General features: G+C 66.8%; 23 protein-coding genes and 3 pseudogenes. 15 read left to right on the top strand and 11 right to left on the bottom strand.

Going from position 1 to position 22,327, the window contains the following annotated elements:
- Positions 1-5 precede the first annotated feature (5 nt).
- Positions 6-842, bottom strand: coding sequence for an SH3-like domain-containing protein (locus WA944_RS05135; RefSeq protein ID WP_526372901.1), 837 nt, complete (start codon positions 840-842; stop codon positions 6-8).
- Positions 843-920: 78 nt separating this feature from the next.
- Positions 921-1,421: a nitroreductase family deazaflavin-dependent oxidoreductase gene (locus WA944_RS05130; protein ID WP_526372903.1), complete on the bottom strand. Its 501-nt coding sequence runs from the start codon at positions 1,419-1,421 to the stop codon at positions 921-923.
- Positions 1,422-1,480: 59 nt separating this feature from the next.
- On the opposite strand from WA944_RS05130, the gene WA944_RS05125 reads away from it, so the two are divergent.
- Entirely contained in the window at positions 1,481-1,924 is a 444-nt protein-coding gene (locus tag WA944_RS05125; RefSeq protein WP_526372904.1) for an SRPBCC family protein, read from the top strand.
- Between the two features lie 4 nt (positions 1,925-1,928).
- Positions 1,929-2,503 (top strand): annotated as a pseudogene (locus WA944_RS05120) (TetR/AcrR family transcriptional regulator).
- Here the strand turns inward: WA944_RS05120 and WA944_RS05115 are convergent.
- The 4 genes and pseudogenes from WA944_RS05115 to WA944_RS05100 all read right to left on the bottom strand — a co-directional run.
- A complete protein-coding gene (locus tag WA944_RS05115) occupies positions 2,489-3,460 on the bottom strand; it encodes an NAD-dependent epimerase/dehydratase family protein (protein WP_526372906.1) in 972 nt (323 codons plus the stop codon). The pseudogene WA944_RS05120 and the gene WA944_RS05115 sit on opposite strands and share 15 nt — an antisense overlap.
- Before the next feature lie 80 nt (positions 3,461-3,540).
- The gene (locus tag WA944_RS05110) at positions 3,541-4,431 is read right to left on the bottom strand and encodes a ferredoxin family protein (RefSeq protein ID WP_526372908.1); all 891 of its coding nucleotides are present in this window, start codon (positions 4,429-4,431) and stop codon (positions 3,541-3,543) included.
- Entirely contained in the window at positions 4,428-5,639 is a 1,212-nt protein-coding gene (locus WA944_RS05105; RefSeq protein WP_526608593.1) for a cupin domain-containing protein, read from the bottom strand. The genes WA944_RS05110 and WA944_RS05105 overlap by 4 nt, the downstream gene beginning before the upstream one ends.
- A 13-nt stretch (positions 5,640-5,652) precedes the next feature.
- A pseudogene (locus tag WA944_RS05100) lies at positions 5,653-5,832 on the bottom strand (BatC protein); the annotation flags it as partial.
- A 215-nt stretch (positions 5,833-6,047) separates the two neighbouring features.
- On the opposite strand from WA944_RS05100, the gene WA944_RS05095 reads away from it, so the two are divergent.
- The gene (locus WA944_RS05095; RefSeq protein ID WP_526372911.1) at positions 6,048-6,872 is read left to right on the top strand and encodes a DUF1206 domain-containing protein; all 825 of its coding nucleotides are present in this window, start codon (positions 6,048-6,050) and stop codon (positions 6,870-6,872) included.
- Between the two features lie 63 nt (positions 6,873-6,935).
- Entirely contained in the window at positions 6,936-8,576 is a 1,641-nt protein-coding gene (locus tag WA944_RS05090) for a peptide chain release factor 3 (RefSeq protein WP_526372912.1), read from the top strand.
- On the opposite strand, the gene WA944_RS05085 is transcribed toward WA944_RS05090, so the two are convergent.
- Together WA944_RS05085 and WA944_RS05080 are read right to left on the bottom strand one after the other, a co-directional pair.
- Complete coding sequence (locus WA944_RS05085; RefSeq protein ID WP_526372913.1) at positions 8,573-9,136, bottom strand: peroxiredoxin-like family protein; 564 nt, start codon at positions 9,134-9,136, stop codon at positions 8,573-8,575. The two genes, WA944_RS05090 and WA944_RS05085, sit on opposite strands and share 4 nt — an antisense overlap.
- Before the next feature lie 4 nt (positions 9,137-9,140).
- A complete protein-coding gene (locus WA944_RS05080) occupies positions 9,141-9,719 on the bottom strand; it encodes a hypothetical protein (protein ID WP_526372915.1) in 579 nt (192 codons plus the stop codon).
- A 159-nt stretch (positions 9,720-9,878) separates the two neighbouring features.
- On the opposite strand from WA944_RS05080, the gene WA944_RS05075 reads away from it, so the two are divergent.
- The 8 genes from WA944_RS05075 to WA944_RS05040 all read left to right on the top strand — a co-directional run bounded on the left by WA944_RS05075 (position 9,879) and on the right by WA944_RS05040 (position 15,413).
- A complete protein-coding gene (locus tag WA944_RS05075) occupies positions 9,879-10,610 on the top strand; it encodes a Crp/Fnr family transcriptional regulator (protein WP_526372916.1) in 732 nt (243 codons plus the stop codon).
- Positions 10,611-10,659: 49 nt separating this feature from the next.
- Positions 10,660-10,815: a hypothetical protein gene (locus WA944_RS05070; RefSeq protein ID WP_526372918.1), complete on the top strand. Its 156-nt coding sequence runs from the start codon at positions 10,660-10,662 to the stop codon at positions 10,813-10,815.
- Positions 10,816-10,915: 100 nt separating this feature from the next.
- A complete protein-coding gene (locus tag WA944_RS05065) occupies positions 10,916-12,064 on the top strand; it encodes a zinc-dependent alcohol dehydrogenase (RefSeq protein WP_526372920.1) in 1,149 nt (382 codons plus the stop codon).
- A gap of 12 nt (positions 12,065-12,076) precedes the next feature.
- On the top strand, positions 12,077-12,661 hold the full coding sequence (locus tag WA944_RS05060; protein WP_526372921.1) for a hypothetical protein: 585 nt from the start codon (positions 12,077-12,079) through the stop codon (positions 12,659-12,661).
- Between the two features lie 232 nt (positions 12,662-12,893).
- A complete protein-coding gene (locus WA944_RS05055; protein ID WP_526372923.1) occupies positions 12,894-13,829 on the top strand; it encodes an NAD(P)/FAD-dependent oxidoreductase in 936 nt (311 codons plus the stop codon).
- Between the two features lie 124 nt (positions 13,830-13,953).
- Entirely contained in the window at positions 13,954-14,520 is a 567-nt protein-coding gene (locus WA944_RS05050) for a hemerythrin domain-containing protein (protein ID WP_526372938.1), read from the top strand.
- An 11-nt stretch (positions 14,521-14,531) separates the two neighbouring features.
- Positions 14,532-14,963 (top strand): hypothetical protein, encoded by a 432-nt coding sequence (locus WA944_RS05045; RefSeq protein WP_526372924.1) that lies wholly within the window; start codon positions 14,532-14,534, stop codon positions 14,961-14,963.
- 45 nt (positions 14,964-15,008) lie between these two features.
- On the top strand, positions 15,009-15,413 hold the full coding sequence (locus WA944_RS05040; protein WP_526646473.1) for a hypothetical protein: 405 nt from the start codon (positions 15,009-15,011) through the stop codon (positions 15,411-15,413).
- A gap of 22 nt (positions 15,414-15,435) precedes the next feature.
- Here WA944_RS05040 and WA944_RS05035 read toward each other — a convergent pair whose 3' ends face one another.
- Genes WA944_RS05035 through WA944_RS05025 form a run of 3 tightly spaced genes read right to left on the bottom strand, consistent with a single transcriptional unit; the run spans position 15,436 to position 18,437 of the window.
- Positions 15,436-17,976 carry a DEAD/DEAH box helicase gene (locus tag WA944_RS05035; RefSeq protein WP_526372928.1) on the bottom strand — a complete coding sequence of 847 codons (2,541 nt, stop codon included), beginning with the start codon at positions 17,974-17,976 and terminating at the stop codon, positions 15,436-15,438.
- Positions 17,977-18,029: 53 nt separating this feature from the next.
- The gene (locus WA944_RS05030; RefSeq protein ID WP_526372930.1) at positions 18,030-18,203 is read right to left on the bottom strand and encodes a hypothetical protein; all 174 of its coding nucleotides are present in this window, start codon (positions 18,201-18,203) and stop codon (positions 18,030-18,032) included.
- Between the two features lie 51 nt (positions 18,204-18,254).
- On the bottom strand, positions 18,255-18,437 hold the full coding sequence (locus WA944_RS05025) for a hypothetical protein (RefSeq protein ID WP_526372932.1): 183 nt from the start codon (positions 18,435-18,437) through the stop codon (positions 18,255-18,257).
- 355 nt (positions 18,438-18,792) lie between these two features.
- Here WA944_RS05025 and WA944_RS05020 point away from each other — a divergent pair.
- The 3 genes and pseudogenes from WA944_RS05020 to WA944_RS05010 all read left to right on the top strand — a co-directional run.
- A pseudogene (locus WA944_RS05020) lies at positions 18,793-20,171 on the top strand (DUF222 domain-containing protein).
- 351 nt (positions 20,172-20,522) lie between these two features.
- Positions 20,523-20,996 carry an LpqN/LpqT family lipoprotein gene (locus tag WA944_RS05015; protein ID WP_526372934.1) on the top strand — a complete coding sequence of 158 codons (474 nt, stop codon included), beginning with the start codon at positions 20,523-20,525 and terminating at the stop codon, positions 20,994-20,996.
- Between the two features lie 32 nt (positions 20,997-21,028).
- Positions 21,029-22,327, top strand: a 1,299-nt coding sequence (locus tag WA944_RS05010) for a class-III pyridoxal-phosphate-dependent aminotransferase (RefSeq protein ID WP_526646471.1), incomplete at its 3' end; no start/stop codon positions are given.

Genomic DNA, 22,327 nt, shown 5'->3' with positions numbered 1-22,327 from the left:
TCCGCTCATCCGGCCTGCAGCCAGCGCTCCGGTATCTCTGTGCGGAGGCTGTCGGAGTCCGGCCCGTTGAAGTCGTTCCACAACTCGGACATCCGGAACCGCACGACGTAGAACCATTCGGGTTTGGCGTCGGGGATGTCCCAGGTCTCGTCCTCGGCGCCCGGGCTCTCGTAGGCCACCGCATCGATCACACCCTTGGCGCCGCGCACATACTCCGGCGTGCGGGTGTAGAACAGCACCGGCAACTCCCGCACGACGACGGGATCACCCACCTCGAACCGGGGTTCTCCGGCCTTGCCGGCGTACACCTGCGGGTCTCCTTTGCCCGCGGCATGGACGATGTGACTGTTGCGCTTGACCGCAGCACCGTCGCCTTCGCACTTGGGGCGCGCCTCCAGGATCTTCCCGTCGAGCCCGCCGGCGTAGCGCTCCTTGACCTCGGCCATCCGTTCACTGAGCTCGGTGAGGCCGATGTGGTGCTTCTCGATCAGCACCCGCGCCACCGACAACAGCCAGCGACCGTAGTACGGGAAACCCAGATACACCGCGCGGCCCACGTCGACGTTGCCGATCCGCCGGCGCTCCTCCGAGAGCCAGATGCCTCGCCAGGCAAGCACTTCGCAGATCACATAGGTCATGTGTTCCCAGTACTCGTAATCCTTGTTCTCGTATTTCATCGGGGCGTCGGGCTCACCACCGACGTCGTGCACGGGCTTCATGTAGGCGACGAAGCGGTCGTGGTCGAGCAGGTCGGGCGTCGGAGCGTCAGGTAGCTCGGGATAGCCGGACTTGAGACGCGCGACGAGGTCGAGTTGGGCGGCGCGTTCGGCGGCGCTACTCATGGACCAACCCCTACGACTCGTTTCTCGGATGGCCGTAGGCTAGCGCGGTCAGCCGTCGGCTGAGCGAGGTTTCACCGATCACCCGGTCTCGGAGAACGTCAGCACCGGGATCGTCCGTCCGCCTGCGAGCCGCTCGTAGTCGGCATACGACGGGATGAAGGCCTTCGCCAGGTTCCACAGGCGGTCCCGCTCGGTCCCGGACACCTCGTGCCCGACGAACGTGCCGGTGTATCCGCCCGCGGAGATCGTGACGCGGGGGTGGGCCAGCACGTTGTAGTACCACGCCGGATGCCGTGAGCCGCCGTAGTTCGACGCCACCACGACCGCCCGGTCGCCATCGGTGAAGTACGTCAACGGGGTGGTCCGTCGTCGGCCGGTCTTGGCGCCGGTGCTGATCAACAGCAGTTCGGGCGTCACCACCGCCGACGACACCCGTCCCCGGCTCCACCGGAGCAGATGCCGGTCCACCCGCGGCGCGACCCGGCGGGCCACCCACCGCCCGGGGGTGTTGCCCGTCAGCCGCGCACCGACGCGCAACAGCGGAGAGCCGGACTTCGGGTCGACTGCGGGTATGCCCATCAACCCGATGCTAGGCAACGCACTGTTTCGGCCCGCGTCACCCCGGCTAAGGTCTCGGCATGGCTATCACCGAAGTCCGTGAAGTGATGATCGAGGCGGCGCCGGACGAAGTGATGAGCGTGTTGGTCGACATGGAGTCGCTGCCCCGATGGTCGTCGGCCCATCAGGATATCGAGGTTCTCGAACGCGACACCGAGGGCCGCCCGAGCAGGGCCCGACAGGTGGTCAAGATCGTCGGGGTCAGCGACGAGCAGGTGCTCGAGTACGCCTTCGACGACGGCGGAGTGAGCTGGACGTTGGTCAGCTCCAATCAGCAACGCGCGCAACGGGGTCGTTATACATTGACGCCGCAAGGGGATTCGTCCACGCTGGTGCGCTTCGAGCTCACCGTCGACCTGATCGCGCCACTTCCCGGCTTCCTGATCAGGCAGGGCGCCAAAGGGTTGATGGACACCGCGACGAAAGGTCTGCGCAAGCGGACGCTGCAGGTCAAGCGGGCCTGACCACGTGGCGTGTGACAGATCGGTGGGACGACCGCGCGACGCATCGATCGACGAGCGGGTGCTGGCGGTCACCCGCAAGCTTCTGATCGAGCGGAATTGGGACCAGCTGAGCATGCGGCTGATCGCCGTCGATGCCGGCGTCAGTCGCGCCAGCCTCGACCGCAGGTGGTCCTCCAAGGCCGAGCTGGTGTTGCACGCGATTCTCGGTGCGACGCCGGATCTGGCTCCGTTTGCGGGAACCGATCGCGCCGGGTGGGTGAACTGGGTGGCGCGCGGCAGCCGACAGCTTTTGCCAGGCCCGAGACACAGGCCGCGGTGCCCGGACTGCTCCTCGCGATGGCCGAGAACCCGGAACTCCGCAGGCGCTTGTGGGCCGATTTCAGCGGGCCCGCGGTGGCGTTGTTCACCGCTGATAAGGCAGGCGAGTCCGCCGATGCCGAGCTCGACGCCCGGACCGTGCTGGCCATGGCGGCCGGTGCGGCTCTGTTCCTGACGACCATCGCCACCGAGGATGACACCGACGAATTGCATGCCAAGGTCGCGGAAATTCTCGTCGCTGCAGTTTCATCGAGAGAATGACGAGATGATCGCATCGACGGGCGAACGCCACGTGATGCCGAGATCTCTCAGCGTGGCGGTGTCATCCGTCGGCGTCGCGGCAGTGAGCAGCAGTGCGGCTTCATATGTCAGGCCGTCGCCCATGGGCACGACACCACCCAGGATGTCACCGACCCGGCCCACACCGCGAAAGGTGCTCTGGCTGACTGGAATCCGCCGGATCTCGCGGCCCATTCCGCGCTCCAGTGCCGAGATCATGTCGTTGAACGGCACCAACGTCCCACCGCACATATACCGTCGCGGGCCACGGCCGGGCTCCATGATCGCGGTGTGCACATCGGCGACGTCGCGGATGTCGATCATCTGCATCCCACCGCGCACCCGTGGCGCGACTCCGAAGCGCACGATGGGCGCCCAACCACGTTCGGTGACACCAGGTGCGGTGTGGAAGGCCCGACCGACCACACTCGACGGATAGGTGATCACCACGGGCGCACCCTGCTGCTGCAGCCGCCGGGCCACCCGGTCGGCGTACCCCTTGGTCCTTGCGTAGTCGCTGCGCCCGTACGCAGTCGGCGTATCCGGTCCGATCACCCCGTTGGGCGGCGGGAACAGCGCGCTGTAGCTGCTGACAGACACCACCGGGTCGAGGCCCCGGGCGACGGCCTGTTCGAGCAACATCTCGGTGGCGTGAGCATTGATCTGCCACATGAGATCCCGGCGCCGGTTGTCGGTGCCCACGACACCCGCGGCATGCACCACCGCATCACATCCATCGAGCAGCGCATCGATCGTGGGCCCGTCGCGGATATCGCCGGACACGACGTCGACGGGCCCGGCGTCGGCCAACCGGTCGAGCACGGGTGCCCCCTCGGCGTCGGGGCCGACGAGCAGCCGGATCTGGTGGCCGGCAGCCAGTAAGGCGCGCACGGTGTGCGCCCCCAGATAGCCGGTTCCGCCGGTGACGCTGATCAGCATGGGGCCTCCTCGGGTGACCCCCGCCACCTTACGGTGCCACTGGCATCGAAATGATGAGGACGTGGCGTGGTCGGTCGAACCTACTCCTGGGTGATCGACGCGAGGGTAAAAGCACGGACGGCGCCTGCCACCTTCGCGGAGCATTGTGACAGGAGTGGTTCGGTGAGCTCCTCGGTGAGCCGGACCTCGGTCGGGCCGGCATCGCCGCCGAGCACCACCCGGATCCCGCCGTCGGTGCGCTCGACGTCGAGCGGCGGCCACCCGGCGATGCGGTCGTCTCCGTATTTCTCGCGCGCGAAGTACTGCGCGGCCTGCGCCGCATGCGGCAAGCTGGTGCGCCCGCGGAGGTGCCTGTTGTCCAACCGGCCCTCGAGATAAAGCCTGACGAGCTCGGCCGAGTCGGTGGTGTCCACCCTGCCGTAGCACAGCCCTTCCGGTAGTATCAGCATGGTCGCGGCGAACCGGTCACCACCCAGATGGGAGCACTCCCAGGTCATTTCGGGAAACTGTGCCGAGATGGCCGCGGTGGCGACGCGACCGCGGACCGCGCAGCATTGATCGTGCTTGCCGTGGGCGCAGATGGCCACCACCGGATCGCTGGACAACGTCCCGTCTGATCCGTCGAGAGCAAGGTCCAGGTAGTCACTCGGTTCACTCGCCTCTCCGGCGTAGAGGGCCTCGCTTCCCGGACCGGACCGGGCGATGAACCACCTCCACCGCGGTGCCGCGTCGCGACGACCGTGCCGGCGTATCGCTGCGATCCGCATGCCCGCCTTCTCCACCCGGTGCACGATAGCGCGCCCGAGGACGGGATCGACGATCGCCGGTGAGCTGAGGAATGCGGACTGCCCCCAGCCGCCGCTCAGTTCGAGGAGCACCCACGACGATCCCGCCGAGGCCGTGCCGTACATCGGATCGTCACGAGCCAGCGACTGGTCGCTGCACGGGGTGCGCTTCGCCGGCCCCGTCATCCGTCGGCCGCCGGAACCACGACGGCCTCGCGCAGCAGTCTGCGGATCAGCACCGTCGCGTCAGCGCGGTCGAGTCCCGGGAGGGAACCCGCATGTGCGTTGCCGCCCAGCCGAATCGCCTCTACCGCAGCGGCACACGACGCCGGGAAGCTGATGACGCGGTCGGGCAGCCGCAGCACGACGCGGTCGCCGGACTCCTTGACGGTGGCGACGAGGCCGGGGCGCCAGTGAACGCCGGTGGACTCGGCCGACGCCGATGCCTCGAGTGAGGCGAGAGGGCGAACCGCGACCGGACGGGTCCGCTCGGCGTGCCGATGCGTCAGCCGGTCGGCGGCGCCGCCGCCGAGTGTGGTCGCCTCGTCACGCATCGTGACGATCATCTCCGCCATCACTTTGGTCACCGTCGCGATCATCTCGTCCCGATCGGCCGGATCGGCTCCCAGCGGCAGCGACTGCCGGAACTCCTCGACGGCCGCCAGCTGATCGACGACCGCGCGAGCGACGTCGATTCCCGTTACAGCGGCAACGCCGATCGTGAGATGGATCGAAGTGGTGTCCATGGCTTGAGCGGAGTGCACCCATCCGCGTGGCAGGTACAGCGCATCCCCGGGTTCCAGCACGGTGTCGATCACCGGGTCCTGCGCCGCACGCTCGGCGATCGCGGCACGGTGCTCCGTCCACGGCTGCGACGGCAGCGGATGGACATGCACCGGCTCGTGCACGATCCAACGCTTGTGTCCGGTGGTCTGCAGGACGAAGACGTCGTGGACGTCGTAGTGCGGATCGAAACCGCGGTTGCCGGGTGGGGTGATGTAGGCGTTCGCCTGCACGGGATGGCCGAGGTCGTCGACGGCCTCCCGGACGAAGTCGATCAGAGGCGGCCACAGCCTGTGCAAACCCTGCAGCACTATCGTGGCGCCGGAAGCGAACTCGCCCAGCACCTTGACCGAGTCGACCTGATCGGGCATCTCCGCACCGAAGCCTGCGGGCCCGACGTAACAGTCGCGGGCCAGCAGGTCGCCGTCGCGGGCCAGGCGGATGAACGGAGCGCGCACCCCGCGCTCGGCGATCAACTCGTCAACGGTGTCGGCCGAGAGCAGATCAGCGAAATCGCGGGGCAGCGTTCCGCACCGGCTGAGCAGTGGTCTACGTCCCCAGTGCTCGGTGGCGAACGTGTGACGGTCGGTCGCGATGCAGCGGCTCAGCATCGCGAAACGGTCAGGCAGTTCCGTCGGCGCCGCCGTCGTGGCCTTCGGGGTTGGAGCCGCCGTCGGCGGGGCCTTCGCCGCCCGCGGTTCCGTCGGCGCCGCCGTCGTGGCCTTCGGGATTGGAGCCGCCGTCGGCTGGGCCTTCGCCGCCGCTGCTGCTGGTGGTGGTGATGTCGTCGTCGTCGAGTGCCATAGTGCTTGATCCTTCCATCGGCTGCGCTGCGTCGATGCTGGTTTCCAGCATCGTGACGCGCGCGATTGAGTGTTGCCGCAGAACGAGCAATTGAAACGCCGGTACCGCAACCGTTTGTAGAACCGGCGCTTGGGTATGCGACCGTCGGCAAATTCAACTTCGGGAGGGGTCATGACCACCTCACTCCCTGGTGCCCATCAGCGATGCCGGCATTGATGCGTGGGTCCCGCGTCGGCGACGACGGATGGGCCGACCGGGCGACCGGCAGCAGCACCTTCCGAAACGCTGCCCGGGCGGGTTACCTGGCCACCGGCGTTCTGCACTTCCTGCTCGCGTACGTCATCGTGATGCTGGCGCTGCGGGCGAACTCGTCGGGGGTGAGCGCGGACCCGTCGGGCGCGCTGGCCACCCTCGCCGGTGGCATCGGCGGCGCGCCGATTCTGTGGGCGGTGTGCGCGGCGTTCGCCGGTATCGGATTGTGGCGGGTGGTCGAGACGGTGATCGGAACCCACCCCAGTCATCAACTCGCCGGAGACCGGCGCCCGTCCGAGCGGCTCAAGGCCGCAGGTCTGGCCGTTGTGTACTTTGCGCTCGCGTTTTCAGCGGCGCAGTTCGCCATGGGCACCGGGACATCGAGCGGTCCGCAGAACGTCGGTCTGAGCGCCGAGCTCATGCAGACCCTGTGGGGCCGCGGAGCCCTCATCGTTGTGGGTGCGGTGCTCCTGGTGATCGGCGTCTACCACGTCTACAAGGGTTTCGCGCGAACCTTCCTCGACGATCTCGCGGTCTCCGGAACGCCGGCCATCGTGTTCCTGGGCATGACCGGTTACGTCGCAAAAGGTTTCGCCATCGGCGGCGCCGGGGCCATGGTCCTGGCGGCCACGGTGTGGTCGGAGCCGGCGAAAGCGTCGGGTCTGGACGCCGCCGTCGGAGCCCTGAGCCACACGGCTCTCGGACAGGCACTGCTCATCGTGGCGGCCACCGGGCTCGTCGCCTACGGCTTCTTCAGCTTCGCCGCGAGCAGGCTGGCGCGGCTCTGACGGAAGCCCGCGGCATCGGCGATTACCGTCCCGGATGCCGCGGCCAATAGAATCGATGCCCTGATGACCGATACCGCCTCAGGTGTGTCGACGGCCACCGCGGGGCCTGCGGCAGCCCGCATCTCCGCCGAAGCGCAACGTCGCAGGACCTTCGCCGTGATCAGCCATCCCGATGCCGGTAAGTCCACGCTGACCGAGGCGCTGGTACTTCACGCCAACGCCATCACCGAGGCGGGGGCGATCCACGGCAAGGCCGGTCGCCGCGCCACCGTCTCGGACTGGATGGATATGGAGAAGGCCCGCGGCATCTCCATCACCTCGACGGCCCTGCAGTTCCCGTACAAAACCCACAGTGGGAACACCTGCATCATCAATCTGCTCGACACCCCCGGTCACGCCGACTTCTCCGAAGACACCTATCGCGTGTTGACCGCCGTCGACTCCGCGGTGATGCTCATCGACGCCGCGAAGGGCCTGGAACCCCAGACGCTCAAACTCTTCCAGGTCTGCCGTCACCGGGGGATCCCGATCATCACTGTGGTCAACAAATGGGACCGCCCCGGTCGCGACGCGCTGGAGTTGATGGACGAGATCCACGAACGCATCCAGCTGCAGACCACGCCGTTGACCTGGCCGGTGGGTATCGCAGGCGACTTCAAGGGCGTCCTCGACCGGCGCACCGGCAACTACATCAAGTACACCCGTACCGCCGGCGGTGCCACCGCCGCGCCCGAGGAACACATCGATGCCTCCCGCGCCCACGAGGTCGCGGGAAGCGACTGGGACAATGCGGTCGAGGAGTCCGAGCTGCTGTCCGCCGACGGCGGCGACTTCGACCGGGACTCGTTCCTGCGGTGTACGTCGACACCGGTCCTGTTCACCTCGGCCATCCTCAACTTCGGTGTCAACCAGCTCCTCGACGTGCTCGCCCAGCTGGCGCCATCGCCGCACGGTCAGCTCGACATCGAGGGCAATCGGCGCGACGCCGCGGCTCCGTTCAGCGCCTTCGTGTTCAAGGTCCAGGCGGGCATGGACTCCGCCCACCGCGACCGAATCGCCTACGCCCGGGTGTGCTCGGGCACCTTCGAACGCGGCGACGTCCTGACCCACGCCGGCACCGGCAAGCCGTTCGTCACCAAGTACGCGCAGTCGGTCTTCGGCCAGCAGCGCTCGACCCTGGACACCGCCTGGCCCGGGGACGTCATCGGGCTCGCCAACGCCGCGACGCTACGTCCGGGGGACACCCTGTACCGGGACATCCCGGTGCAGTACCCGCCGATCCCCAGCTTCTCTCCGGAGCATTTCGCGGTGGCGCGGGGTACCGATCCGAGCAAGCACAAGCAGTTCCGCAAGGGCATCGAGCAACTCGAACAGGAAGGTGTCATCCAGGTGCTGCGCTCGGACCGGCGCGGCGATCAAGCGCCGGTGTTCGCCGCCGTCGGCCCGATGCAGTTCGAGGTCGCCAGCCATCGGATGGCAGGGGAGTTCAACGCGCCGATCGAGCTCGAGCCACTGCCGTACACGGTGGCCCGCGCGGCCGACCCCGCCGATGTCGAGGTGCTGGCCAAGCAGGCATCGGTGGAGGTGTTCACCCGCACCGACGGCGTCGTCCTCGCGGTGTTCTCCACCAAGTGGCGCCTGGAGAACGTCCAACGCGACAATCCCGACGTGGCGCTGCGGTCCCTGGTCGCGGCCGGGGACTAGACCTGACCGCCCGGCTGACCGTTCGTGAACTGTGCACCGAGAGCGAGGATTTCGGTCACCGACCACTGATCATCGGCGTGCGCGCCGTATTTGCTCGCCAGCACCTTTCCGTCAGAGGCGATGAGGAAGTCGGCCGGTTTGCCGAAGTGATCTTCGCCGCGGCCCAGACCCGCCGTGACCGACCGCTGCCGCGCCACGCCCCGCGCGGCGGCCAGCCAGGCGCGGGGATGGGCGACCGACTTCACCGACGATTCCACGCCGAACTCCCGGTAGAGGTTGCGCTCGGGGTCGGCAATGACGACAAACGGCAGGTCGGCTTCGTACTCGCGGAGCGCGTCGGCCGAAGAGTGGAACACGACCACCTCTTTGATGCCGGCCGCCGTGATCTGATCATGACGGGCGACGATCGAGCGCAGATGCAGGCGACAGATCGGACATCCGGCGAAGCGGCGGAACTGTAGGTGCACCAACAGGTCGGGATCGGGCACCGATACCGCCGTTCCGTCGATGGCGTGCAGCTGGTGTGGTTGGACGGCGGCGCCGACGTCGAGGGTGGCCATGTGATCAGTGAATCACGCCGCGGCGCAGCGGGGTGATGAGCAGCAGACCGAGCATGGCACCGTAGGCGAGGTGCTCAGCGATGAAGGTGGGGTAGCCAACCATCGAGGCCATGTTGCTGATCGGGTCACCGCCGCCGAACAGCGACGCCGCGACCGGCAGGCCGACCCACGCACTCAACGCGAACACCACGAATCCCCACACCACCGCCATGCCCACCAAGACGGCTGCGTGCCAGCGCAGCAGGCGGGCGATGACACCGAACAGCGCGCCGTAGGCTGCGCCGACCGCCATGTGGATTCCGGCGCCCAGTACGGCCGGGCCGAACAAGAACGTGAACGATTCGCCGGCCATCGCCGACTGCATGGACTGCATCATCGCGTCGCCCGGCGCCAGCACCGACGCGATGTGATACAGCGGGGTGAAGAACCCGGTGTTCTGGTAGGTCAGCGCCGCGATCATCGCGAGCATCGCCATCACCAACGACGCGCCGATACCGGCCGCCGCGCCCCACGCCGCCGCCGCGAGGCCGCCCTTGCTCTCCCCTGCCCTGGTGCTTCCCGGTGTTTCTGCGGATGTGGCCACAATCACTCCTTCGCCGTGTTCTCCGTTCGGACGGATTCGTCCACTGCGAGGAGAACCCGCGGCGCGGCGCCGCGCGGCGGGAGTGTCAGCAGGCTGACAGTGACCACGCAGGAATGTCAGCACGGTGACAGGATCGGCAGCACGAGGAGAAGGGGAGCCATGCCCGATCGCAACGGCCCGATCCGCCACGCCATGCGCGCCATCACCGGTGGCGAGAGCCCGCACGATCTTCAGATCCGCCACGCTGCCTGGGTCGCCCGATGCGTGGGCCGCGGCCCGGCCGCACCCCTGCTGCGCGAAGACGTCAGCGCGCTCGCCGGAACGCTGGCTGCCAGAGAATTCACCTCCGGCGAGGTGCTCTTCGCCTCCGGACAACAACCGGCAGGAGTCTGGATCGTCCGCCAGGGGCGCATCGAACTCGCGGTGGGTTCGGGGCGGCGCCGGGTTGTGGTGGATGTGCTGCGCACCGGAGACGTAGACGGCGACATCCCGCTGCTGCTGGCGATGCCGATGGCCTACACGGCCCGTGCCCTTGGCGACTGCACCTGCCTGTATCTGGACCGCCCGGCGTTCGAACACCTGCTCGCGACTCGTCCCAACATCGCCCGCCGCTGGTTGTCCTCGGTCGCCCAACGTGTCTCCGCAGGGCAGGAGCGACTTGTCGCAATGCTCGGCCGGCCCCTTTCGGCACAGGTCGCGCAGTTGCTGCTCGACGAATCGCTGGACGGCGCCGTCCCGCTCGCACAGCGCACCCTGGCCGCGATGCTCGGAGTCCAGCGGCCCTCACTGAACAAGATTCTGAAAGACTTCGAGCGCAAAGGGCTCATCACCATCCACTACGCAGGCATCGAACTGGTGGACTCAGACGGGCTGCGCGCCAGGGCGGAGTGAAATTCCCTGTCCGCGTTTGGCTTCCTGCTCGGTGGGCCAGTACACCTGGATGTCTGAGCAGACAAACCTTGCCTTGGCCGCGCGGATGGCCGAGTTGGCCCGCGCCGTCGCGGCGCCGAGTACCGCAGAGGAGATCGTCTCGGAGGTGACGGCCGCGGCGGTGGAGCTCATCCCCGGGGTAGGAGCGCAACACCGTTCTGGTTGAGATCGCCCAGCAGGTGATCGACATCCGAGATTGACGGACTCCGTTTCGGCGGCGTGGCACGGGGTAACTGCGCGGAAAGCAGCCGACCGAGGAGAACACCATGCGGGCAATGGTTTATCGAGGGCCCTACAAGATACGGGTCGAAGAGAAGGACATACCTGCGATCGAGCACCCGAACGACGCGATCATCCGGGTGCAGATGGCAGCCATCTGTGGCTCGGATCTGCATCTCTACCACGGGATGATGCCCGACACGCGTGTCGGCATGACCTTCGGGCACGAGTTCATCGGCGTGGTCGAGGAAGTAGGCCCCTCGGTGCGGAACCTCAAGCGCGGGGATCGAGTCATGGTGCCGTTCAACGTGTACTGCGGATCGTGCTACTACTGCGCCCGTGGTCTCTACTCCAACTGCCACAATGTCAATCCCAACGCCACCGCGGTCGGCGGCATCTACGGCTACTCCCACACATGCGGCGGTTATGACGGCGGCCAGGCGGAGTTCGTACGCGTGCCGTTCGCCGATGTGGGTCCGGCGATCATTCCCGACTGGATGGACGACGAGGACGCGCTGTTGTGCACCGACGCGTTGGCCACCGGGTACTTCGGTGCCCAGCTCGCCGACATCGCCGAAGGCGACACCGTGGCCGTGTTCGGCGCCGGCCCGATCGGCCTGTACGCCGCCAAGTCGGCGTGGCTGATGGGTGCCGGAAGGGTGCTCGTCATCGACTACCTCGAGAACCGACTGGAAAAGGCGCGGACCTTCGCGCACGCGGAGACGTACAACTTCGCCGAGTACGACGACATCGTCGTCCAGATGAAGAAGGCTACCGGCCACCTCGGTGCCGACTCGGTCATCGACTGCGTGGGCGCCGAAGCAGACGGAAACTTCCTACAGCATGTCGCGGCGGCGAAACTCAAGCTGCAGGGCGGCTCCCCGGTTGCGCTCAACTGGGCCATCGATTCGGTGCGCAAGGGCGGGACGGTGTCGGTCATGGGTGCCTACGGCCCGATGTTCAGCGCAGTGAAGTTCGGTGATGCGATGAACAAGGGTCTGACGTTGCGGATGAACCAGTGCCCTGTCAAACGGCAATGGCCCAGGCTCTTCTCTCACATTCAGAACGGCTACCTGAAGCCGAACGACATTGTCACGCACCGCATTCCACTGGAACACATCTCCGACGCGTACCACATCTTCTCGGCGAAACTGGACGGTTGCATCAAGCCCATCGTCCTTCCGCAAGCAAGCTGACGGGAGCACACAATGGTGTACACAGCAGACCACCCACCGGTTCCGGACCGCGACGAGTTGCGCAACCGTATCCCCGGTTGGGGCGTCGACCTCGACCTCGCCGACCGGCCGTCCGTCCCTCGGGTGAGATTCGATCCCGCGGCCACCGGAGCCCATTGGGAGTTTCCGGAGCAACAGCCCGAGAAATGGCCGCGGGAGCGATCGATCGAACACGCGATGCTGACCCCGGTATTCGGCACGTCGACACCGCCCCGCGGGGTCTCGGGCGTCGTGCGGAAATACGCTTACCGCTACAGCGAGGGACGCGCCGCCCACTGGCTGATGCTGTTGGCCGCCGACCGTGTCGACGCCTTCGAAAGCCACGTGGCATCACTGCTGACTCTGCGGCCGGACAATCCGATCACGCAAACGGGTGTCAGGAGCGAGTTCACCCACAACGGATTCAAGGCTCGGACCGGCACGACGCGGGTCGACAACTCCCACACCTGGATAGACCCGTTCATTGTCGCCGGCCCGTGGGTCGTCGCCGGGGGCCTCGTCACAAAGCTCGGTGGCGCTGTGATGAAGCGGCGACGGCGCCGCGCTACCCGTACCTGAGCGGTCAGTCCGCTTCTGCGTCCGGCAGGCCTTCCGGCGGCGGTGTCGAGTACGCAGGGTTGGCAGGCGGAACCTCTTGTTCGTCTGCTCCAGCAGGATCGTTCGGTTCGGGGTTGGTCACCGGTACTCCTCGATGGCTTGGGTGCAGGGACGTGAGTGTCGATACCCACATCGGTGCCGCCTATTCGTCTGTGTCGGGTTTGGCCCGCACGTCACCGGCAATCTGGGCGTGGTGAGCAGCGTGTGGGAATGTGTCGTCGTCGGGGGTGGCGCGGCAGGGCTGAGTGCGGCCTTGGTGCTGGGGCGAGCGCGCCGACGGACCCTGGTGATCGACGCGGGCGAGCAGAGCAATCGCGCGGCACCCGCCATCGGGGGGCTACTCGGCTACGACCAGCGGCCCCCGGCCGAGTTCTATGCCGCTGGCCTTCGTGAGCTTTCGGCGTATCCCAGCGTCGAGTACCTCCCTGGAGAAGTGTTGGCTGGCGCGCCCGTCGGCGAAGTCCTCGAACTGGATCTCGACAACGGCCGACGTGTCCGCACCCGACGGGTGCTGCTGGCGACCGGTATGCAGTACTGCCCGCCGGACCTCCCGGGACTCGCCGCCCTGTGGGGAGAGTCGGTCTTCCAATGTCCGTTCTGCCACGGCTGGGAGATGCGTGACCGCCGCCTCGCGGCGGTGGCATCCGAGGCGGACGGGGTGCATGCGGCGCTGATGTTGCGGGGGTGGACCGATGACGTGGTGCTGCTGACCGACGGACCCGATCGACTCGACGCGTCGCAGCGTCGGCTACTGGAGGCGGCCGGAGTGCCCGTCGACGAGCGGCGGATCACCGAGCTGGTCGGTTCCCAAGGCCGGCTCGCCGAGATCGTGTTCGCCGACGGAACGCGGCTTCGCAGGGATGGACTGTTGGTCGAGGCCCCGTTACGGCAGCGCTCGTCGTTGGCGCAGAAGCTCGGCGTCAACTGTATGTCGGCCTCGTTGGCGCCGGACGCCATCGTGGTGGACGCGCTTTTTCGGACTGACAGGCCCACAGTGTTCGCGGCCGGCGATGTCTGCACCGAGCAGCCGCACGTGGCGGGCGCCGTTGCGGCGGGGTCGAACGCGGCGATGATCGTGGTTCAGAGCCTGCTCGCCGACCAATACGGATTGCCTTACCCTCCGGACTGATGTTCCGCGTCACGTCTGGTCCTGGTGTTTGACCGGGACGCGCGCGGGTATGACCTGCGACGACAGGGCGCGCAGCCCATGCGCTCTGATGCAAGGTCCAGACCTGATTGCGGAGGTGCGTGCCGTGGTGGAGACATTCGTGCAGTCGACCGACGACGTGGTGGCGTTCTTGGTGGGACAGCACAATCTGATCAAGGATATGTTCGACGATGTTCTGTCTGCGTCGAAAACGGAGGCGCGAGAAGAGGCTTTCGTCGCGTTGAGGCAGCTGTTGGCCGTTCACGAAACGGCTGAGGAGATGGTGGTGCACCCACGTGCGCGCCGAGAGATCGACGAAGGCGACGCCGTCGTGGACGCGCGGCTGGCAGAAGAGCGCGATGCCAAGGAGCAGTTGGCGCAACTCGAGGAGATGGACACCGGTTCGCAGCAGTTCCTCGATGCACTGACACAGTTCCGCGACGCGGTCATCTCGCATGCCGACCGCGAAGGGGCTGAGGAATTCAATCGACTCCAGCGGGAACTCGAGGCTGACGATCTGAAGCGGATGGTGGCTGCGGTACAGGCAGCTGAAGCGATTGCACCGACGCGGCCACACGCCGGAGTCGAGTCGGCGAAGTTGAACTTCGCCGTCGGCCCGTTCGCGTCGATGCTGGATCGGGCGCGCGACGCCATCTCCTCAGCGCTCAGGTAAGGAGTCGAATCTTGACAGCGGCACCGCGCCCGGCAGTGGGCCGTGACCAACAGTTTTCGGGTCACGACTTCGCCGACTTGGCGGGCCGCTTCGCCGAGAAACTCGAATACATCCGGCATCACACCGAGCCGAGGTATGTGCGCACTGACTGGACTAGGCGTAACGCCGAGCTCGAACGTGACCTGTTGCCGGTTCCCCCGCAGGACTTTCTGCGGCACCCGGCAATCCGGTTCCAGATGTTCGTCGATGAGTACGTGGTGCCCCATGAGCTTCCGTGGATCCGAACGCACGTGTCCGACATCGGAGTGCTCGCCGAATCCCCAGTGGGTGCCCCGCCGATGTTCGCGGTGCCCGACAGTTCCGTACAAACGTCGTCGAATACGGTGCACCAGGCCTACCACCTGCTGCGGTACCAGGATGCCAGCGGACGGCAGCTGTACTGAAGCCGACACGATCGTGGAGTGGGGTGGCGGAGCAGCCTGATCAGGTTGCTCATTCGGCTGCACAGCGGCACACCCACCTGCGTCGTCATCGACACGCCGGTCTTCTCTGCGCTGCAATGGCTTTACCTGGCAGCGGTACTAGGGGAACGGCGCGTCCATCTCCACACGGGTGGGCCCGTACATCCGGTCATGGGGGCGGTGAACATCGTTCCGATCGGCCTGGTCGAACACCTGGAGGTCGATGCGGACCTGTTCATCTCGAACTGGGCGCTCAACGAAAGCATGCCGGACGCTCAGCGGGATGTCTTGGCAAGCAGCTGGTTCGGCGCAGACTCGCTGTTGCTGGCCATGCATGCCGGTGATCCGTTCGCCGAGGCGGTGCAGAGCTGCGGCGCCCGCGCGGTTCCGATCGGTTGTTTCCTGCCCGGCCAGCAGTACCTGGTCAGATAGCGGCCAAGGGCGGCGCCTTCCGCTAGTCCATCCGGCCGGCGTCGACCACACGGAGCACCGCTGTTCCCTCCTCGTCGGAGGCTTCCAGGTCCACCTCGACGTCGAAGCCCCAGTCGTGGTCGCCCGCCGGGTCGTCGAGGATCTGCCGGACCCGCCAGACATCGCGCTGCCGGTCGATGATCAGCAGTGCCGGGCCCCGGGCGTCCGCGCCGGTGCCCACGTCGTCGTGCTCGTCGAAGTACGCGCGCACGACCTGCTCCCACCGCTCGGCCGTCCAACCCGAGCCGCCGTCCAGCTCGCCGAGGTCGTACCAGCGCTGCCGCGCGAACAACTCCACCCGCCGGAACAGCGCATTGCGTACCATCGCGGTGAACGCCCGCTCGTTGCCCGTCAGTGGCCGCGGACGGGCAGGCACCGTCACCGGCGTATCCAACGGCTGGTCGGGGCTGGTGAGCTGCTCCCACTCGTCGAGCAGGCTCGAATCCACCTGCCGTACAAGCTCACCGAGCCACTCCACGATGTCGGTGACCTCCTCCGTGCGTGCGGCGGTGGCCACCCCGGACCGCAGCGCCTTGAACGCGTCGGAAAGGTAGCGCAGTACCGCACCCTCGGACCGGGTCAACCCATAGACGCTGACGAACTCCCGGAACGTGAAAGCCCGCTCCCACATCTCGCGCACGACGGACTTCGGTGACAGTCGCGCGTCGGCGGCCCACGGATTGGTCTGCAGATACACCTCATAGGTGTGCTGCAGCAGCTCGTCGAGGGGTTTGGGATAGCTGACCTCGTCGAGCAGCTCGATGCGCTCGTCGTACTCGATCCCCTCGGCCTTCATCGCCGCGACGGCTTCGCCCCTGGCCTTGTTCAGCTGCGCCGCAAGGATCTGGCGCGGGTCTTCCAGCGTCGCCTCGATGACCGAAACGACGTCGAGGGCATAGGTTTCCGCCGTCGGGTCGAGCACCCCGACCGCACCGAGGGCGAACGTCGACAGGGGCTGGTTGAGTGCGAAGTCCGGCGGCAGGTCGACGGTCAGCCGGTAACGGCGACCGTCGGCATCCGGTTCGGCCAGCCGCTCCACGACACCGGCCTGCAGCAGGGAGCGTGCGATGCCGATCGCCTCCCGGACGTGCTGGAGCTGTCGCTTGCGTGGTTCGTGGTTCTCGGTGAGCAGGCGGCGCATCGCTGCGAACGGATCGCCGGGACGATCGACGACGTCGAGGAGCATCGCCGTGGACACCCGCATGTTGCTGGTCAACGGCTCGGGCGCGGCATCGACCAGCCGGGTCATGGTCTTCTCGCTCCACGGCACCATGCCCTCGGGTACCTTGCGCCGCACCAGCTTGCGCCGCTTCTTCGGGTCATCGGCGACCTTGGCGAACTGTTTGAGGTTCTCCACCTCGTGTTCGGGTGCCTGGACGACGACGGTGCCGGCGGTGTCGTAGCCGGCCCGCCCTGCCCGCCCGGCGATCTGGTGGAACTCGCGGGCACTCAGCAGCCGGGTACGGGTGCCGTCGTACTTGGACAGCGCCGAGAAGACGACCGTCCGGATCGGGACGTTGATGCCGACGCCCAGGGTGTCGGTGCCGCAGATGACCTTGAGCAGCCCGGCCTGCGCCAACTGCTCCACCAGCCGCCGGTACTTCGGCAGCATCCCGGCGTGGTGGACACCGATTCCGTGTCGAACCAGTCGAGACAAGGTCGATCCGAACGCGGTGGAGAACCGGAAGGCGCCGATGAGGTCGGCGATCGCAGCCTTCTCCTGCTTGGTGCTGACGTTGATGCTCATCAGTGCCTGCGCCCGCTCCAGCGCCGACGCCTGGGTGAAGTGCACGACGTAGATCGGCGCCTGTTTGGTGTCGAGGAGGTCGCCGATCGTCTCGTGCATCGGTGTCGTCGCGTAGCTGTAGAACAGCGGCACCGGACGCTCCGCGTTGGCGACCAGCGCCGTCGGCCGACCGGTGCGTCGGGTCAGATCCTCTCGCAGGAACGTGACGTCGCCGAGGGTGGCCGACATCAGCAGGAACTGAGCGTGCAGCAACTCCAGCAGCGGCACCTGCCAGGCCCAGCCCCGGTCCGGGTCGCCGTAGAAGTGGAACTCGTCCATCACCACGAGCGCGATATCGGCCCGCGCTCCCTCGCGCAGCGCGATGTTGGCCAGCACCTCCGCGGTGCAGGCGATGATTGGTGCGTCTGCGTTGACCGAGGCGTCCCCGGTGAGCATGCCCACGTTCACTGCGCCGAACACCTCGCACAGCGCGAAGAACTTCTCGCTGACCAACGCCTTGATCGGCGCGGTGTAGTAGCTGCGCCGATCCGCCGCCAGAGTGGCGTACAGTGCGCCGGTCGCCACCAGTGACTTGCCCGAACCTGTGGGCGTCGCGAGGATGACATTCGAGCCGCTGACCAGCTCGATCAGCGCCTCCTCCTGCGCTGGGTACAGAGCAGTCCCGTTCGCCTCGGCCCAGGCGGCGAACGTTGTGAACAGCTCATCGGCGTCGGCGCCTGCCGCACGCAGCGCAGACAGGTCGCCGGGATCGTCGAGGAGGAGCTGGTGCGGGGTCATCGTGGGGACCAGAGTGCCTCATGTCCCGCGCCGGTGGTCTCAGTGCTCGGGGATCAGGGAGATTCCTGGGTGACCTTCTGGTGCCGGGCGATGACAAAACTCGAACCGTCGGGGGTCTCGTCGGGGTCGACCCGGATCTCGCGACCGCATACCGGGCACACTGTCGCCCGATCGGGAGGTGGGCCGTCGGGCAATTTTCGGCCGCTGCCCTCACACTCGTGATCCATCCTCAGTCGTCCCTGTCCTTGTGCTCGTCGTCGTCTTTCTCGGAATCTTCGTCATCGGTGTCGGCCTCGGCCCGCGCTGCCCACCTCGATGACGGACCAGTGGCTCGGCGAGACCAGCACGGTCCAGTCCCCTTCTGCGCGGCCCATTTTCAGAACGCCGTCGGCCACCTCCCAGGCAGTGGCGTCGTCGTACTCGGCTTCTTCGCCGTCCGTGTATGTGAGTTTGAATGCCACGCTGCAGGATGCCCGAACCCTGAGCGCCGAAACGTTCGAGAAATTCGAGGTGATGAGGGTCGCCAGGCCGTTTTTCGGGTAGAGGACAGACGCGCAGCCGAGACAGGTTGCGCGTCAACAACTGATTTGGGGTTCATGATGACAAGCCAAGGACCGGACGAGCGTCAGGAACCGGCTGCCGACGAGGTACTTGCACCGGCTACACCCGGGGCGCAGGCCCTGCCGACCGACCACGACGAAGGCGACGAAGCGGAGTAGCGCCTCTCGACTCGCAGGGTTATCCCCAATCGGTTGTTCATCCACAGGGCGCGGGTTCCGCCACATCTGTCGAACAATCGTTCGATAGCGTCGAGGTGTGAATGGATACGTCACTGGCGAGGCAGCACGGGCGCGGTTCCGTGTTCTGCTCGATCAGGTTGACGTCGCCCACGCTGAAATGCGGACACTCTCCACCGATGAGGTCGGCACCCGTTTCCGGATCGAGCTGGCGGATCGGTTGGAGACCCAGGAGCGGGTCAACCGCGGGCTGATGTACCGGGTGTTCGGGCAGCTCGCCGACCCGCCCGATGAATCCGAAATCGCGCCGGTGCTGACCGACCGGCTGTGCGCCCGGTTGCGGATCCCGCTGCGGGAGTTCAGACGCCGCGTCAGGGTGGCCGCCCCGATCAGCCCCCGCCGGCAGGTGTGCGGCCCGCCGCTACCTGCGCAGCTGCCTCAGGTCGCCGACCACGTCTCGGCCGGCATGCTGGGTGAGGATCACCTCAGAGCCATCACCACAGTGCTCAACAAGTTGCCGTCGTGCACGTCGGTCACCGACCGGACCGACGTGGAGGCCACCCTGGTGCGCGAGGCCTCGTGTCATGACGCGGATTTTGTCACCGAGCTCGGCAAGGGCATCGATGCGCTGTTCAATCCCGATGGGCACTACGACGAGGCCGACCGGGCGCGCCGACGTGGACTGGTGCTGGGTCCGCAAGGCTCCGAAGGGATGTCGAAGTTCACCGGTTGGGTGGACCCCGAGACCAGGAGCTACATCGAGGCGTGCACTGCTGCGGTGCGGCCTGGCAGACACCTTCCCGACGGCGCCGTCGAGGAAACCCGCGACGAACGCACGAGTGCCCAACGCTGCCACGACGGAGTCAAACTCGGGTTGAAGCTGGGGATCGCCTCCGCGGGCATGGGATCGCATCGTGGGCATCCGGTGACGGTGATCGCGCGCACCACCCTTGCAGAGTTGAACCAGGCCGCGCACGCCGTCAACGACCCCGAGGTGTCGATGCCGTCCCCGGCGCGCACCGGCGGAGACACCGCTTTACCGATGCGGGATCTGATCCGGATGGCGGCTGACGCCATTCATTACCTGGCAGTGTTCGACGAACACACCGGCCGTCCGTTGTACCTGGGTCGCCAAACGCGGATCGCCACAGCCGATCAGCGCATCATCTGCTACGCACGCGACGGCGGTTGCACCCGGCCGGACTGCCTGGAACCCGGTTACCACAGCGAGGTCCACCACAGTCCCAACTGGCACCCCGACGGTCGCACCGACGCCGATCTGCTGTTCTTCGCGTGCGGGCCCGACCACAAACGCGTCACCGACGGCCACCTGAAAACCAGCACTACCACGAACGGGCGCCTGGCCTGGACCGATGGCACCAGCCCACCGAAGATCAACCGAGTCCACCACCCCCCGACGAACTGCTGCGCGGCGACCCCGATCCACCCTCCGCGTGACGGGTGGCGTCGGCGGACACCGATGCCTGGACTCAGCCGCGCACTGTTGCCTGCATTCGCCCTGTTATGCACTACCGTCACCCGTGGTCAGGGTCAGGGGCACACACACGAGGGGACGAGCTCATGGGAAAGCAGACGACAAGACTGGCGCTCTGTACCGCGGCGATGGTACTCGGCCTGGGTGCGGCCGGGTGTGGTTCGGATAGCGCTACGGAGACAACGACTTCGGGGCAGGCCGACACATCGTCAGCCGCCGAGACGACCAGTACTCCATCGAGCACACCTGCGCCGCCGCAGTCGTCCGCAGTCACGGTCGGTGACTACCTGAAGGAGAACGGTGTCACCCAGATCATGGTGACTCGCGCCGACGCCACCGCGCCCCGGCTCGATCTGCCGTTGCCGCCCGGCTGGATGGATGTCGGTCCGAACACACCCGAAGACGCCTACGGGGCGATCATGCTCGAAAGCGCCGCCGGCGCACCGAACCCACCTGTGATCGTCGCGAGCATGGCACGTCTCAGCGGTGGCGAGGTCGATCAGGCCAGGATCCTGGAGCTCGCGCCGAATGCCGTCAGAAACCAGCCGGGCTACGAAGGACCCGAGGAAGGCAGCACTGGAACGCTTTCCGGGTTCGACTCCGCCCAGATCGCCGGAACCCTCGACCGAAACGGCCAGTCGGTGTTCGTGGCGCGCAAGACCGTGGTTATACCGGGTTCAGACGGCACCTACCTGCTGGCGCTCGATGCGCAGGGGCCTGCGGACGCGCAGCAGGCGCTGCTGGAGGCGATGTCGGTCATCGACGTCGAGACAACGATCCAGCCCTGACCCAGCTCGAGGCAGTCTCAGAAGGGAAGATGATGGCGAGCGCCGATCAGTTCTGGCACGACGTCGACCGGCACATGGTGCGTTACGGGGGATCGTTCGTCCCACGGATCATCACCCGGGCGAAGGGAAGTCACGTCTACGACCAGACCGGATCCGCCATCCTCGACTTCAGCTCCGGGCAGATGAGCTCCGTTCTCGGACATTCACATCCCGACATCGTGGCCACGGTCACGTCGGCGATCGGCACCCTCGACCACCTGTACAGCGGGATGCTCAGCACCCCCGTGGTGGACCTCGCCCGAACGCTCTGCTCGACCCTGCCCCCAACGCTTACCAAGATGCTGCTGCTGAGCACCGGCGCGGAGTCCAACGAGGCCGCCATCAAAATGGCGAAGCTGTACACCGGAAAGTACGAGATCGTCTCGTTCGACAGGTCGTGGCACGGAATGACCTCGGGTGCGGCTTCGGCGACGTTCAGTGCCGGCCGTCGAGGCTATGGACCCCCGATGCCGGGCAACCTCACCCTGCCGACACCGAATGCCTACCGGTCTCCGTTTCGGCACTCCGACGGCACCTACGACTGGCGGACCGAACTCGACTACGGGTTCGACATCGTCGACAAGCAGTCCTCCGGCAGTCTGGCTGCGTGCCTGGTCGAACCGATCCTGTCGTCCGGCGGCATCATCGAGCCGCCACCGGGGTACCTCCGCAGACTCAAGGAACTCTGCACCGAACGCGGCATGCTCCTGATCGTCGACGAGGCACAGACCGGTATCGGCCGCACCGGCCTGATGTACGGGTTCGAACACGATGGGATCGTCCCGGACCTGTTGACGTTGTCGAAGACGCTGGGCGCGGGCCTGCCGGTGGCCGTTGTGGTGACCAGCGAGGAGATCGAAACCACATGTCACGAACGAGGTTTCCTGTTCTTCACCACGCACGTGTCGGACCCGCTCGCGGCAGCCGTCGCTCTGACCGTCCTGACAGTGGTCGAACGGGACGGCCTGGTCGACCGGGCAGCGTCGCTGGGCCGAACGCTGGCCGCCCGGTTGGCCGGGATGTGTGAGCGCTACGAACAGGTCGGAGATGTCCGCGGACGCGGTTTGTTGCAGGGGATCGAACTGGTGTCGGACAAGACGAGCAAGGCGCCGGCGGATCACTTGGGCGCCGAGGTCACCGCGGCCTGTCTGGAACGTGGGTTGCACATGAACATCGTCCAGCTGCCCGGCATGGGCGGGATCTTCCGCATCGCGCCGCCGCTGACCGTCACCGACACCGAACTCGACGAAGGTCTGGGCATTCTCGACGACGCTCTCGCAGCGGTCCTGCGG

This window comes from Mycobacterium sp. (assembly GCF_049683355.1).
GTDB lineage: Bacteria > Actinomycetota > Actinomycetes > Mycobacteriales > Mycobacteriaceae > Mycobacterium.
Note: the sequence above shows the minus strand (reverse complement) of the source record. Positions and strands in the feature narration are given on the sequence as shown.